Genomic DNA, 15,740 nt, shown 5'->3' on the forward strand with positions numbered 1-15,740 from the left:
TATCTAATTGGATTATTTTTAGCAATTAATTTAGGTGTTATTTCACCAAACAATACTAAGATTGGAGTAACTACTAATGTCGAGATAATAACGACAAGTGAGTCATTATCAGAAAGATATTTTGATAAAACATAAGACATTGTAGCTGATGAAGCTACGTTAACTAAGTTGTTACCAATTAAAATGGTACTTAGAATTTGATTGTATTTCTTAACTTGCTTGTCAATTAACTTCCCAAATCTATGTTCGTTTTCAACTAATTCATAAACTTTAGCAGGTGAGACTGTTGAGTAAGCAGTTTCACTTCCACTAAAGATACTACTTAAAATAAATAATATAAGCATAACTATGCATAAAACAATTGTAATTACTGTTTTACTATCCATAGTACACCTCTAAAGAATTATTTTTTTGGTTCCTATAATAACTGGAGTCCATTAAAATCCACCTCTTTCATTCGTCATATCGTCTAAAAATTGTACATATTTACCTGTGTAAATTAAAGTTGCTTGGCCAGGTTCACCATTACGGTTTTTAGCAACTGATAGAGTCACAGGGATTGATTCGAATTTTTTAACTTCGTCACCATCACTGTGTGCTGATTTTTTAAGTTTCTTTCTACTTAAGAAAATAACAATGTCAGCATCTTGCTCAATTGATCCGGATTCTCTAAGATCACTTAATTGTGGACGCTTGTCTTCACGATTTTCAACACTTCTGGATAACTGTGATAGAGCAATAATTGGAATTTTAAGCTCTAGAGCAAGTGTTTTTAGTGAACGTGAAATCATTGCAACTTCGTTTTGTCTATTTCCTGTTGCTTGATTTCCTCCTGAAATCAATTGTAAATAGTCAATTACAATTAAGTCCACTTTGTTTGTGTTTTTAATTAAATGTTTAATTTTGAAAATGATTTCATTAATTTTTGATTTAGGATCATCATCAAATCAAATTTGATTTTCATCAGGTGTTCTTTGCATACTTGAAACAACGTGATGAATTTTCATTAAATCTTCATAATTGTTTTTTAAGAGTTTGATATTTTGCAATTTGTACATATCTATTAGTGTAGAAGTTGCTAAATATCTAGTTGTAAGCTCTGATGTAGGCATCTCAAGAGAAATGAAAGCTACATTTTTTGGTTTACCATCTTTCATTCCTTTTTCGATAATGTTTCTTGCGATGTTTAATGCAAGCGCGGTTTTTCCAACTCCTGGACGAGCAGCTAAAATAATTAGCTGACCAGGTTTAAATCCTTTAACATATTTATCAATTGCATTAAATTCTGTAAGAAGAGCTTTTTCTTCATTTTCATCATTCTTAAGGCGACTAAAGTATTTCTCAAGAGCGCTTTCAAGTGAAATAAATTCACTATTTTTGATTGATAAATTATTACTACTAATAATGAAGTTTTCAACATCAGTAACAATGTCTTCTCAAGTGATTTTAGGATTTTGCCCTAATACAGCTAAATAATTACTAAAGAAAGCTTCTGCTTGTCTTCTTTTGTGAAGTTCAATTAACTTTTCAACATTTGGTAAAAAGTTTTCATCTGAAGAAAGTGTTGAAACAATTTTGTTTAATGTTTCAATTGATAAAGGAGCTCATTCAAGACTTGGGTTTTGAGCTTTGAATTTAGGTATTTCGTTTAAAAGTGTGTTGTAATCAAAAATGTAATTTTGATTAGGTTCACTTGCTTTTCTAGTTTTTAAAAATCTAAATAATGTAGAGTATTCAAGGTTGAAAAATGCTTCAGGGACAAGGAAGTCTAAACCAAGAGTTTGTTTTTCAGTATCATTAATTATCGTACTTAAAACTTGTCTTTCGATTTTTTCATCTTTGTACAAAGTATTTGCTAAAGGACGAATTATTGTTTCAACTCACTTGTATAAAGAGTTTTGATTGTTTCTATTATTTCTTAACATTTTTAATTTTAATTTCCACTCTTAAAGTTGCTTTTATATCTTTGTATAAAACAATTTCAACATCGTGCAATCCTTCTGATACTAAATGCACTTTTTGGATTGAATGTTTTGGTAACTTGTAACCTAATGAAGTTAATTTTTTATCAACATCTTTTGTAGACACTGAACCGTGTACATTTAAATTAGAATTTCCATCAATATTAGCTTCTAAAGTAAATTCTAATCTTAACTCTTCTAATTTTTCTTTAAGTCTTAAAGCACCTGTTCTTTTTTCATGTTCATCAGCTGATAAATCATCTAATCTTCTTTGTAATTGTCTTGCAGTTTGTTCATTGTATGGAACTCCAAAACCATTTTTAACTAAGTAGTTTGAACCATAACCATTTGATACTTCGATAACTGTGTTAGCTTTTCCATCTTTACAATCTTTAATTAGTATAACTTTCATCTTTTAACTCTCTTTCTGTTGTTGTTATTGCGTGGTGCACATTGTTAACAAATGTTTCTAATTCCTCATTTGAAATAGCAGCAGCTGTTCCAAAGTGTCCACCTCCACCAACTTGCTCAGTAATAATCTGAACGTTTGTATTTATACCTCTAGCACTAAGTTTGTACAAGTTTGTTCCCTTAAGTCTTGCAATAACGAAGGAAGCAACTCTGCCTTTTGTTTTAAGAAGTTCATTAGCAGCCATTGAAATAACGTCAGCTTCAACTTCGATTGGAGAATACGCTAAGTAGTAGCCTTTTTTAACTTCTTGTGCATTTTCTAAAATAGTATTAATTTGTTCTTTTGTTGTTTCATCAATTTTAAGAATTTCGCTTCCTTCAACTACATTTGCACCTTTTGATTGCAACCAAGCACTTGCTTGGAATGTTCTAGCTGAGACTGATTTTGTAAATTGTACTGTATCAACTAAAATACCACCTAAAAGTAATTGAGCACATAATGGCGAGAATTTTCATTCCCTATCTGTGAGCATAAAAATTTCAGTAACAATTTCTGAAGCTGAAGAAGCTGTTGTTTCAACATAAATATTTGTAACAGGACAATAATCAATTTGCTTTCCAACTCTGTGGTGGTCAAATACGAAAATATTTTCCCTGTCTGCATTTAAAATAGCATCCTTATTATCTGTACGACCTGGATCTGAATTATCTACAAACACAACTAATGTGTTTAAATCTGTTAATTTTGACGCTTTATTTGCACTTATGATAATTTTTTCTAAGTTTAAATCTGTATCTTCATAAACAATGTTTTTGTAACTAAGTTCATTTCTAAAATATGTTGTAGTCATATCGAACGATTCAGCACATATGTAAGCTTTCTTACCTCTTTGATGAGCTAAATATGCAATTCCATATGATGAACCTAATGAGTCCATATCAGCTGATTTGTGTCCATAAACAATAACTTTTGTAATTTGTTCGCTATCAAGTTTTTTAAGGAACTCATCTGAAATTTTCTTAATTTTAGTCATATTATTGTTAGACACAATTTCGATACTTGAACCATAATAAATCGCAGTCTCAGTATCGCTGAAAATCGCAACCTGGTCTCCTCCACGGTTTTGAGCTTGAACTAAAGCTTTTTTAGCTTGCTCTAATTTTTCTTTAAGCGAGCTTCATCCTCTAGCAAACCCAACACTAAGCGAAAGTTTACCAATTGATGTGTCCGGAACATTCTTTTGAATATTTGTAAATAAAGAAAACTTATCTTTAGACATATTGTAAAGTGAAACCTGGTCTGTAATAACAATGAACTTACCATTTGTATATTGTCTATAAATTAAGTTGTATTCTTTTGAATATTCATTGAATGTATCAATAATTGTTTTATTAACTAAGTAAAGTTGCTCTTCAGATAAGATTGATTGATACATTTGGTAGTTATCAATTTCAATTTCACCAATAACAGTTTTTTGATCATGAACTTCATTTTTAAATAAAGTTTCAGTTGTAATATCACGAATAATTATGATGTTTGATAATGGTCAGAATTGAGCTTCATAAATGTTTTTATTATTTTCAAACTCAATTTTAGTTTGATTCATATCAAGCTCTAAAAATTCTTTGTTATCTGAAATTGTTGTAAAGAATGTTTTAATGTGAATATCAATAAAATCTTTGTGAAACTTGTTTTTGATAAAGTTACTTGCTCAAATGATTTTATGTTCAGCATTGTAAATAACAAATCCGATGTTATTACTTGACATAATATCTTCAGTAAATGAATCAAAAGAGTTTTTAACAATGTTTCTTGACCTTGCAAAAATCTTTGTAATTCAAACTAGTGTAGTTGCTAGTGATGCAAAAACTAAAATCATTGCAACAATAACTAAACCAATTTCTCAAGTTAATGCAGTTGTTTCGTTATTTTTTACTAAAATTGCAGTTAGTAAAATAAACAGAATTACAAAAACTACGCATAAACACGAAAGTAAGCTTATTTTGTATTTTGTTTTCATTCAAATCCTTTTTGTTTGTGTTGTAAAAATTTAAATATTTAATATTTAAATTATATAAGTTTTGCAGAAATTGTTATCAATATGTTTTATTACACCGAAAATATCTACAGGAATATGATAAATAAAACAAAAACTCACAATTAATGTGAGTGATTGTGTGTATGGAATGAAAGAATTAATGCAGCAAAGATTACACCAATAAATAAGAATGCAAGAATGAAATATCATTTTTTCTTCGACATATGTGAATGATAAAACTCAGGAATAAACTCAATTAAAGTAGTGAAAATGAAAATTCCTGCGATTGCTGACATCATCATCCCTTTTAGTATTCAGTTTTTCTCAATTGCTGCTCCTGCATAGCAACCAATTAACATAAATGGTAAAAATAATGAAAGCCCTAAAAATGATAATAACAATGATTGAATTCTTGAGTAACCTGCCTCTCTAAGTCTGAAATAGAAGATTGTTTCTTCAGGAATTAAGTGTAAAACTAAAGAAGCAAAATAAGCCATAGTAAGTGAGTTTTCGTGACCGTTTGCTGCTAAATTTAAGTTGTATCCTAATAATAATCCTTCTGGAATTCTGTGAGTTAAAAGTAGTAATAAAGCAATAACTTTTAATTTATTTGAAGCTGAATTAATCGCTTCTTGTTCAGCTTTAATAATTGACTCATCATTTGAAAAGATGTAATCAGGATGATAATGAACGTGTTTTGAGTTATTATAATTTTTACTTTGTCTTAAAAATATATTTTGATTTTTATTATATTTCTTAACTTCGTAAAAATGTTCTGAATGTGGGTGTGAGAAATCAAAATCATCGTGCTCGTGTTCATCGCCGTGATCGTGGTCGTGAACAAATGCATTTAACTTTCTATTATTTGATTTTTTAAGTTTTTTATTAATTTGATAAGTAATCGCATATTTAAGTGTGAATGAAAATAAGATACCTACAGCAAGACCGACAACTACGACTAAAATGCTATACCCATAGACGTTTACATTGTCTGTTCATGCACCTTGATTCGCTAATTCAAGCGATTCTCTTAAAAAACCAAATGTAGCTAATACTAAGAAAAAACCTGTTGAAAAAGAGTATAAATAAAATGACAGATTTTTTCAACCATTCTTACTTAATTTAATAAGTGGAAAAATGAATGAAAGAATAGTTGGTATAGCTAATAAGCAAAGTAATGTGACAAGTATTAGAATGAAGTAAGATAACCCTTCATTACCTGTGCTTAATTTGAGGGTTTCGAAAAAATCTCTAATTATTTGCATTATTCTTCAGTTTCGATGTTATGGTAAACATCTTGAACGTCATCATCCTCTTTTAATTTGTCTGCAAATTCTAATAATTTGTCTTTCTTTTCTTGATCATATTCTACATACATATCTGGCACATATGTTACTTCACATTGGATAAAGTCAATTTGACCGAATTTATCTTCAATTGCATTTTTTAAATCTGTGAAGTTTTCAGGTAATGTAGTTAATACAAATGATTCATCATATGTTTCAACATCTTCTGAACCATTTTCAAGTGCAACTTCCATTAAATCATCTTCATTAACTAATTCTTTAGCAATTTCAATGATTCCTAATTTTCTAAATGGATATGGAATTTGACCTGTTTTACCTAATGTAGCATTTTGTTTGTTAAAGTATGACTGAATATTTGATTTAACTCTGTTAAGGTTGTCTGATAATGTAACAACAATAAATGTTGCTCCTCCACCTACAGTAGCGTTAAAAACAGTTTCGATAAATGCGTTTGCATTTTTATCTCCAGCTGCTTTAGCAATTGCTCTTTCAATGTTGTCTTTTGGCATATTTTTTGATTTAGCTTTAGCAATTGCTAATTTTAAAGCTGGGTTAGTATCAGGATCTGCTCCTAATCTTGCTGCAACAAAGATTTCTTTAGATAATTTTTGAAAAATTTTTCCTCTTGCTGCATCTTGCGCACCTTTTCTATGTGCTATATTCGCTGCGTGTGAATGTCCTGCCATAATTTATCTCTCCTAATCTATATCATTTGGTTTATAAATTGAATCTCTTTTGTGTTGTGAGATTTTATGTTTATATTCAATTTTCTTAATAACTTCTTCTGGTAATACTGATTTGATTTGTTCATAGTCATTTAAGTGATCTAAATAAAAATCAAGTTGAGCATATGAGAAACCTAATTCATCTTCATCAGTTTGATTTTCTCATAATCCTGCTGATGGAGCTTTGTCAATAATTTCACTTGGTACATTTTGAAGTGAAGCTAAAAATCTAACTTCACCTTTTGTAAGATGACAAATTGGAAGTAAATCAACTCCTCCATCACCATACTTTGTGAAGTAACCAATGAATGTTTCATCTTTATTATCTGTTCCTAACACAAGTGAATTATTTTCTTGAGCTAGAGCATATAAAGTTGTCATTCTTAAACGTGGTTTAATGTTAGCAACTGCTAATTGATTTTTAACATTAACTTGCTTGCTTAAAGCGTTAAAAGCATCAGTTAAATCAATGTACTCAAATTTATCATCAAACTTTTCTTCAAGTTTTTTAATGTGTTCTAAATCACTTTGTAACATTCCATTGACCGACATCACAACTCCCTTAACTTTTAAAGGAAGTTGTTTTGCTATTGCATACACAAGTGAAGAATCAATCCCTCCACTGATGCCTACAATAAAACCGTAACAATTAGCTTCTTTTGCTTTTGTTACTAAAAAGTCTTTAATAACTTCAACATAAGCTAATCCATTTTCTTTGTCATAATATGGTTTGTTATCTTTATAAAACGTAATCTTACCCATATCGCCTCTTTATTAACTAAATTGAATATTTTTAACAAAATATTAATTGTAAAAATATACTTAATTTTACCATAACAATCTAAAAAATAAACTGAATATATTACTTTTTAATTGTTTAAAATTCAACACACTTGTTTTTTTATAGTCATTTGAAAAATGAACGAATTCAGTCTCTAGTTCATAATTTGTTCTTTTTTGGATTTTTTTACTAATAAGATGAAATAATGATATTATTTAATGAATATATTTTTATATCGCTCAAAAGAAAAAAGTGTAAAAAAGGTGGAAAATAATGCAAAAAAAACAATTTTTAGTTTGAAATAACAAAAATATGAATGTTATTTTCAAAATGGCTTTCACAGGCTTGATGTTAGCTATTTCTATTGTTTTTAGCATTATCGGAAGTTTTATTCCATTTAATTCATTTTTAACTTTCAATTTCCTTTTAATTTCAGCTTTTTTAACTGCTTTTATTATCGATATTCAATATTCGTTAATAATGCTTATTTCAAACTTTTTGATAAGTCCTTTTATAACAATTAAATCAACTACATTAGACATTGCATTTCTAGGAAACTTTATTCTTTTATTAATGCAAGGTGTCTTCGTTTTCAGCTCTTATTTATTTGGAAAATTATTATGAAAATCTAAACTTAAAAAAGAAATTTCAACCCTTGTAATCTTATGAATAAGTTCATTAGTAACAATTGCAATAATAACATTTTTGAATACATTTTTATTTAACTTAATTTATTTCAAATTATTCAAGCAACTAGATGCTGTTTCGTTTAATGAACTGCTTGCTAATTATGATAAAAAATTCAAAATTTTCTTCTTTGGTATTCCAAATTACTTTGCAGGTTCTATCGCTTTATATTTATCATTTAATTTGAGCAATATTGCAATAAATTATTTTATAATTTATATATTTATTTTTACCTTATCTAAAACTAAGTTTTTAGATAACATCCTAAATAATTTCACAGTGAATAAGTGTGATTCATAGAAAGGTGTTTATGTCAAAATTTAACTTTAAAGAAATTGATTCAAAGTGAAGAAAAATCTGAGCAGAAACTAATGCTTTTGAACCAAAAGATGATTTTAGTTTACCTAAAAAATATGTCTTAAGTATGTTTCCTTACCCAAGTGGAAAATTGCATATGGGACACGTTCGTAATTACTCAATCGGTGATGCTGTAGCTAGATACTTTAGAAGAAAAGGTTTCAATGTCCTTCACCCATTTGGTTGAGATGCTTTTGGTTTGCCTGCTGAAAATGCAGCAATCAAAAACGGAACACATCCAAAAAGCTGAACATATCAAAACATTACATCAATGGATGATGAAATTAAAAGATTAGGAATTTCATTTGCTTGAGATTATGAAACAATCACTTGTGATGCTTCATACACAAAATGAGAACAATACATTTTCATCAAACTTTGAGAAAAAGGTTTAATTTACAAAAAGAAAAGCTCATTAAACTGATGTGAATTTGACCAAACAGTTTTAGCTAACGAACAAGTTGAAGATAACAAATGTTGAAGATGTGGAAATCAAGTTATTCAAAAAGAAATGGATACTTACTACTTAAAAATTACCGAGTATGCTGATGAATTACTTGAAGATCTTAAATCTCTTGAAGGACATTGACCTCAACAAGTTCTTACGATGCAAAAAAATTGAATTGGTAGAACTGAAGATTACAAATTAACATTTGAATTTGCAGATAACAGTCAAAACACACTTAATGTCTATGAATCAAATTTAGATTACATTTCAAAAATTGATTATGTTGCTATCTCAAATAAACATCAATTAGTTGATGCCTTAAAAGAAGCAAACTACTTTAATCAAGAAGCTTTAGACTTACTTGAAGAAATCAATTTAAACTTTGTTAAAAAAGAATTTTCAAAGAAAATTTTTATCAAAACACCTTACACTGTTAAAAATCCTTTCGATGGTAGCTTAGTTCAAGTTATCATTACTGATTTTGCATCAAATAATCCAAATAAAGATGCGACGATTGTTTCATCAAATAATCAAACACACACCACTTTTATGGAAGTTAACCATTTAGACTTTTTAGATAATAATTTAGTTCAAGTTGAGGAAACTAAATTAACTAAAGAAGTAAAATACAACTTACGTGACTGAGGTATCTCAAGACAAAGATATTGAGGAACACCAATTCCTCTTGTGCACTGTGAAAAATGTGGAACAGTTCCTGTTTCACTTGAACAATTACCTGTTTTATTGCCTGAAGAAGTTAAGTTCACAGGTCAAGGTAATCCACTTTTAACTAATGAAGAATGAATGAATACAACTTGTCATCTTTGTGGTTCAAAAGCAAAAAGAGAAACTGATACATTAGACACATTCTTTGAATCAAGTTGATATTTCTTAAGATATACTACACCATCAAACTTACGTGACGAAGTTATTTTCAAGAAAGAAAACTTAGATTACTGAAATTCAGTTGACTTATACATCGGTGGAATCGAACACGCTATCTTACACTTACTTTATGCAAGATTTTTCACCAAAGCATTATCTGACTTGGGTTTAGTAAACTTTAGAGAACCATTTGCTAATTTATTAACTCAAGGTATGGTGCTTAAAGATGGCGCTAAGATGTCTAAATCAAAAGGTAATACAGTTGAACCTGGAGAAATGATTAACACCTATGGCGCTGATACAACTAGATTATTTATCTTATTTGCAGCTCCTCCTCAAAAAGAACTTGAATGAAGTGATTCAGGTGTTATTGGATGTTTTAAATTCATCAATAGACTTTACGATAGAAGTTCTGAAATTGATGTAAATTCAGACTTTAAAAACATTGACAAGTCAACCTTAAGTGCTCAAGAAAAAATTGCAAGACTCAAACTTTACCAAGGAATGCAAAAACAAAAGAACACATTTGAAAGTGATGATAATTCATTCTCATTTAACACTTTAGTTTCTTGAACTATGGAAATTATGAATGAATATGATTCAATCACAAAACCTGAATTAATCACAGAAATGTTCTATGTTTTATTAAACATTCTTGAACCATTCATTCCACACGTTGTTTGAGAATTATCAAGTAAATACTTTGACTCAAAAAACCTATATGACTTTGCTATAGATAATTCTGCATTAGAAATGGATGAAGTAACTTATGGAATTACAGTTAACGGAAAAGTTAGAGCTGAATTAACAGTTTCAAAAACAGCACAAAAAGAAGAAGTTTTAGAAAAAGCAAAAGAACAAGTAACAAAATGATTAGAAGGTAAAGAAATCGTCAAAGAGATCTTTGTACCTGGAAAAATCGTTAACATTGTTGTAAAAGACAAATAGAAGGAGAATGATGACTTTTAATGAATATATTAAAAAAGCGAAAGCTGATAAATCAGGCTATATAACATTCTTTGAAACACCAGATTTTTATTCAATTCCTGGTGGTTTTATGGAAACTGAGGTTACAGAAAAAGTTCTTGTTGAAGATCTTAAAAAGAACCGTGAAGAATTACTTAAAGAATCAGGAAGAGCAGTTGTTTTATATGCTAAACCTGAATCAACAGATGAAATTGTTTATGGTAACTATGTAAAACCACTTGAAGTAATTTACAAAGCTACAACGGATTCATTTATCGTAGTTTATAAAGTTATTTCACAATTCTATTTACCTAATGGATTTAAAATGCTTGAAACTCTTCCTGAAGGAGTTCAATCACACGTTGAATATAAAGGTTTCATAGGTTCAGAAACTGGAGAAGGTGGTGCATTTGTTGACTTACCTGCTACATTATCTAAAAAAGAATTAAGGGAAGTTTATGACTACTTGCAAACTTTCTCAATTTTTGCAGGTGTCGGAATTGACCTTGAAGAAGATAAACCACAACAATTTGCTGATTCAGATTTTATTGGCTTATTCAAAACTGAACCTTTATCAGGAAGACACTTTACATTCACAAGTATTGTTGATTTAACAAACAGATACTTTGAAGGTAGAACTGATAGATTCTCTGAAGATTATGCAAGTGCATTAATCGCTACTTTCTTAAACCACATTTCACCTGTAGTTGTTCCAGAAAGACTTGAAATTTTCAAAGAACCATACAACAGATTTTGATACCAAACTTACTTAATTCAAGCTACTGCAAAAATTAATGAAATTCTTCAAGCAGAAACAGAATTAAAAGGTAAAATGACACAAAAATTAAGTAAGCAACAAACAGAATTCTTACTTAGAGAAAAATTAAAAGCTCTTCAAGAACAAATTAAAGAACTTAACCCAACTGCATCTGATGATGAGTATGCACAAATCATCAATTCAAAATTCAAAGACATCTTCCCTGAAAGTGTTATTAAACTTATTGATGCTGAAACTAAAAAATCAGAAGAAATGGTTCCTGTTTCTCCTGAAGCCTCAATCATCAAATCATACATTAATACTCTTAAGAAACTTCCTTGAAGAAAAGTTCAACACGAATTATTAGACATAAACAGAGTTAGAGAAGTTTTAGATAAACACCACTATGGTTTAAATGAAATTAAACAAAGAATTATCGAATACTTAGCTGTTATTATTAAAAACAACCAAGTTAAAAAACTTGATGAAAACAAAATCAAGATTGATGATAAATTTGAAATTGACCTTTCATTATTTCAAAACAATGAAGAAACAAATACATTTAACAATGTTCCTATCTTAACTCTTGTTGGTCCTCCTGGAACAGGGAAAACATCACTTTCAAAAGCTATAGCAAGTGCTTTAAATAGAAAATTCGTTAAAGTTTCACTTGGAGGAGTTCACGACGAAAGCGAAATTAGAGGACACAGAAGAACTTACGTAGGAGCTATGCCTGGAAAAATCATCAAAGGAATGATGTACGCAGGAGTATCAAACCCCGTTGTCCTTCTTGATGAGATTGATAAAATGGCATCTGATATGAAAGGTGATCCAGCAAGTGCAATGCTTGAAGTTTTAGACCCTGAGCAAAACACAAGATTCCAAGATCACTACTTAGAACACGAATACGACTTATCAAAATGTATTTTCATTGCTACAGCTAACTACTATGAAAACATACCACCTGCATTAATTGACAGGGTCGAAGTTATTGAATTATCTTCATACACATTGAGCGAAAAATTAAGCATTGCTAGAGAGCACTTAATACCAAAAGTGCTTGAGCAAGCTACTTTAGCTGAAAAATACTTCCAAATTTCAGATGATGTGCTTAAATACATCATTCAACATTACACACTTGAAGCTGGAGTCAGAGGTCTTAAACGTACATTAGATAAGATTGCTAGAAAAATAGTTGTTAAGACTTTTGATGATCCATCATTAAAAGAATATGTAATTACACTTGATAAAATCGAAGAATTACTTGGTGTAATTAAATTCAAACAAGAAGAAAAAGAAGAAGATGTTGTTCCAGGTTTAGTAACAGGATTAGCTTACACATCATTTGGTGGTTCAACATTGCCGATTGAGGTAACTACATACCCAGGTAAATCAGAAATTAAGTTAACTGGTTCACTTAAAGAAGTTATGCAAGAATCAGCTCAAATTGCTTTAACTTTCGTTAGAGCAAACGCTGAAAAATTTGGTGTTGATGAGTTTGATTTTGAAAATAATACAATTCATATTCACGTACCTGAAGGAGCAGTTCCTAAAGATGGACCAAGTGCTGGTGTAACATTTACAACTGCAATTATTTCTGCTCTTTCAAAAAGACCAGTTCCTAACACAATTGGAATGACTGGTGAAATTACATTAAGAGGAAAAGTCCTTGAAATTGGTGGATTAAAAGAAAAATCATTTGCAGCTAGTCAAAAAGGACTTGAAATGATTTTCATACCTGAAAACAATATCAAAAACTTAAAAGACATTCCTTTTGAAATTAAAGAAAACTTAACATATGTACCTGTTAAAACATATGATGAAATTTACAATGTAATTTTCAATAATCAAAAACCTTCTAACGAAATAAAAGCAAAATAATAAAAAATGCAAAAGCAGTTCACACAGAAAAGTTTTACATTTTTTACAATTAATTTTGTCGTTGGTATAGGTTTTATAACTACAATATCAACAATTATGAACATATCTTACTGAGGGTATCTTGTAATGATACTCTCAGCATTTATATGCTTTGGAATAATGTTGGTATTCTCTAGATTATCAAATCAATATAATGATCACTACGGTGGTTCGTATGCTTACGCAAGACATTTAGATGATGATGTTGTTGATGGTAAATTAACAAAATCAAAGAAACGCGGTCTTAGAAATCTTGTTTTCTTCATCGGATGAAACCAATTTATTCAAACACCACTTTTATCAGCAATTGCACCTTTATTCCTAGCTGATGTTGTTGAAATAATACTACCGAAACCAGAAGAATTTCCTCAACACAGCTTAGTTATGTGAATAGTTAGAGGGATCTCAATCTTACTATTCATTTCCATAATTGCTATTTCAACAATTGGATTAAAAACAAATAAGAAAATTATTTTCATTGCCTCATTATTTAAATGAATAATACTTATCTTAGCCATCTTTGTAATGTTAGTCGCTGTTTCAAAGGAAGCTACATTACCTGACTCAGCTACATACAAAAAAGTTACACCTCAATTAATTATCGCTGATGTTCTTTTATTTATGTATGCTTTTGCAGGAACTGAAGATGTTGCTGCTATGGCTAAAGATGTTAAGTTCAAGAGTTTTAGAAAAATATTACTAACATCATTAGCTTTCATATTTGGATTTTATCTAATATTCTTTTCACTCTATTTATTCTTACCAAACTCGTTAAAAGTAACTACCGGAGATAGCTCAAACGAGATTTCAAAAATCTACACCTATGGATTAGGTGCATTTGGAGTCTCTATCTTCATTATTGGATTATTATGTAATGATTTAGGATTTAGAATTTTTCAAACAGTTGCGACTGCTAGAAAACTTGTTCCTCTTTCTGAAGATGGTTACTTATTCAATTCATTGCATCAGAAAAATAAAAAGGGTGAATTTAAAAATGCAATCGTTTTCTCTACAGTTATAATAATGATTTCAATGATTACATTATGACTTGTTCCTACTATATTCTTAGATAAAGAATATAGCGATGAGTTCTTTAAAGCAACAATTATAACCAGCTCAATTGCATTATTAATTGAAGACTTAATCACATTCTTTATAGCATTCAGATTAGCTGCAAAGAAAAGAATTTCAAAAATACCTGTTTGGGAAAAAACTATTTACATTATTGATATTTGTATAATGTCATTTATCTTATTAATCACATTCTTCCCTTGAATTTTAGGTGGCCAATGAGAATTCAAAAATACAGTATCAATTATCATTTACGTAGTATTTATTGGGGTTGGTTTTGCACTAAAACTTCTCAATAAATACAAACACAAATTCAAAATTTACAATAAATGAATTGCTAAGCACAATAAGCAATTTGATAATTTAATTTTTATAAAAAATAAATAACCAACTTCTGTAGCTGGTTATTTTTTAATAATTATTTTTAATACGGTCGTAGTTCTTTTGATTTTTAAGAACATATGCATCATATAAATCTTCATATGTAAACCCTAACATTACAAATGAACCCAATGCAACTTGAAACGCGTGTTCGATATTTGATTTATTAACTTTTTTCATTATGTTTGCTAATGAAATAAATAAATGTTGGAATTGAATGTTTATATCCTGGTTAATTATTTTTGGTTCTATTTCAGGTAGAACATCAAATTTATAAGCAAAATTAACTAAGAAATGGATTAAATCAGCAAATTCTTCAGTTACAGCTAATTTATTTACATTCTTTTGTGATTTTCAATATTTAAAACTTTGAACTTCATTTACATATTCAGCAGCTTCAATTAAAAGCGCTAGAGTTTTTTGAACTATAAAGTCTTCTTTGTTAAATGTTGGATTAAGACTTAAACTTTTTTCTCTGATTTTATTATCCAATTCTTTTTGCATCTCAAATATCTTTATTAAATTCATGTTCTAATTATATTACAAATAAATGTTTGTATATTTAAACTTTTATAGCTTGCAGACTATGCTTTTAGTTTTTGAGAAGTTAAATAAAAAAATCAGAGAACTGAATCTCCGATTTTCAAATTATTCGTTTACGAAGTCTTCTTCATAATCATCATCAGATGCATATGAATCTTCAAATGAGTTTTGTAATTCTTCGTTTTCTTGTGCTAAGTCACTTAAAACTTCGTCTAAGTCACCCATTTTTTCAGATTCTTTTAATAAGTCTGATGTGTACTTGTTAAAGTCTTCTGAAATGTATACATTACCATTTTCATCTTCAAGTGTATCATCTAAGATAATTTTGTTTGTGAAGTATGAACGTGGGTCACGAATGTCATATTTACCTTTAAGTTGGTAATTTGAGTTTGTTCCAGCAGGAATTTTGTGACCTAAAATAATGTTTTCTTTAAGACCATCTAAGTTATCAACTCTTTCTGCGATTGATGAGTTAACAAGAATCTTAGCTGTTTCTTGGTA

At 29.2% G+C, this 15,740-nt stretch carries 12 protein-coding genes; 4 read left to right on the forward strand and 8 right to left on the reverse strand.

The window, feature by feature from the left end; genetic code table 4:
- The 7 genes from ACMZI9_RS01325 to nadE all read right to left on the reverse strand — a co-directional run.
- Nucleotides 1–386 (reverse strand): DUF21 domain-containing protein (locus ACMZI9_RS01325; protein WP_416099082.1); only part of this gene is annotated, 386 nt, incomplete at its 3' end.
- Nucleotides 387–437: 51 nt separating this feature from the next.
- Nucleotides 438–1,925, reverse strand: coding sequence for a replicative DNA helicase (locus ACMZI9_RS01330; protein ID WP_416099083.1), 1,488 nt, complete (start codon nucleotides 1,923–1,925; stop codon nucleotides 438–440).
- Complete coding sequence (rplI, locus tag ACMZI9_RS01335; protein WP_323188374.1) at nucleotides 1,912–2,373, reverse strand: 50S ribosomal protein L9; 462 nt, start codon at nucleotides 2,371–2,373, stop codon at nucleotides 1,912–1,914. The genes ACMZI9_RS01330 and rplI overlap by 14 nt, the downstream gene beginning before the upstream one ends.
- Complete coding sequence (locus ACMZI9_RS01340) at nucleotides 2,354–4,393, reverse strand: DHH family phosphoesterase (protein ID WP_416099084.1); 2,040 nt, start codon at nucleotides 4,391–4,393, stop codon at nucleotides 2,354–2,356. Before ACMZI9_RS01340 ends, rplI begins: the two co-directional genes overlap by 20 nt.
- Nucleotides 4,394–4,533: 140 nt before the next feature.
- Complete coding sequence (locus ACMZI9_RS01345; RefSeq protein ID WP_323188372.1) at nucleotides 4,534–5,676, reverse strand: ZIP family metal transporter; 1,143 nt, start codon at nucleotides 5,674–5,676, stop codon at nucleotides 4,534–4,536.
- Entirely contained in the window at nucleotides 5,676–6,404 is a 729-nt protein-coding gene (locus tag ACMZI9_RS01350) for a YebC/PmpR family DNA-binding transcriptional regulator (RefSeq protein ID WP_257088921.1), read from the reverse strand. Before ACMZI9_RS01350 ends, ACMZI9_RS01345 begins: the two co-directional genes overlap by 1 nt.
- A gap of 12 nt (nucleotides 6,405–6,416) precedes the next feature.
- Nucleotides 6,417–7,205, reverse strand: a complete 789-nt coding sequence (gene nadE / locus ACMZI9_RS01355; RefSeq protein ID WP_416099085.1) for an NAD(+) synthase — start codon at nucleotides 7,203–7,205, stop codon at nucleotides 6,417–6,419.
- Between the two features lie 292 nt (nucleotides 7,206–7,497).
- On the opposite strand from nadE, the gene ACMZI9_RS01360 reads away from it, so the two are divergent.
- Genes ACMZI9_RS01360 through ACMZI9_RS01375 form a run of 4 tightly spaced genes read left to right on the forward strand, consistent with a single transcriptional unit; the run spans nucleotide 7,498 to nucleotide 14,702 of the window.
- A complete protein-coding gene (locus ACMZI9_RS01360) occupies nucleotides 7,498–8,211 on the forward strand; it encodes an MPN527 family putative ECF transporter permease subunit (RefSeq protein ID WP_416099086.1) in 714 nt (237 codons plus the stop codon).
- Between the two features lie 10 nt (nucleotides 8,212–8,221).
- The gene (locus tag ACMZI9_RS01365) at nucleotides 8,222–10,549 is read left to right on the forward strand and encodes a class I tRNA ligase family protein (RefSeq protein ID WP_416099087.1); all 2,328 of its coding nucleotides are present in this window, start codon (nucleotides 8,222–8,224) and stop codon (nucleotides 10,547–10,549) included.
- Nucleotides 10,550–10,559: 10 nt separating this feature from the next.
- Entirely contained in the window at nucleotides 10,560–13,205 is a 2,646-nt protein-coding gene (gene lon / locus ACMZI9_RS01370; protein WP_416099088.1) for an endopeptidase La, read from the forward strand.
- 6 nt (nucleotides 13,206–13,211) lie between these two features.
- Entirely contained in the window at nucleotides 13,212–14,702 is a 1,491-nt protein-coding gene (locus ACMZI9_RS01375; protein ID WP_416099089.1) for an APC family permease, read from the forward strand.
- Between the two features lie 24 nt (nucleotides 14,703–14,726).
- Here the strand turns inward: ACMZI9_RS01375 and ACMZI9_RS01380 are convergent, their stop codons facing one another.
- Complete coding sequence (locus ACMZI9_RS01380; RefSeq protein ID WP_257088930.1) at nucleotides 14,727–15,224, reverse strand: dUTP diphosphatase; 498 nt, start codon at nucleotides 15,222–15,224, stop codon at nucleotides 14,727–14,729.
- Nucleotides 15,225–15,740 lie beyond the last annotated feature (516 nt).

Source organism: Mycoplasma sp. 4079, assembly GCF_047785185.1.
In the GTDB taxonomy this organism is placed as follows: Bacteria; Bacillota_I; Bacilli_A; order Mycoplasmatales; family Metamycoplasmataceae; genus Mycoplasmopsis.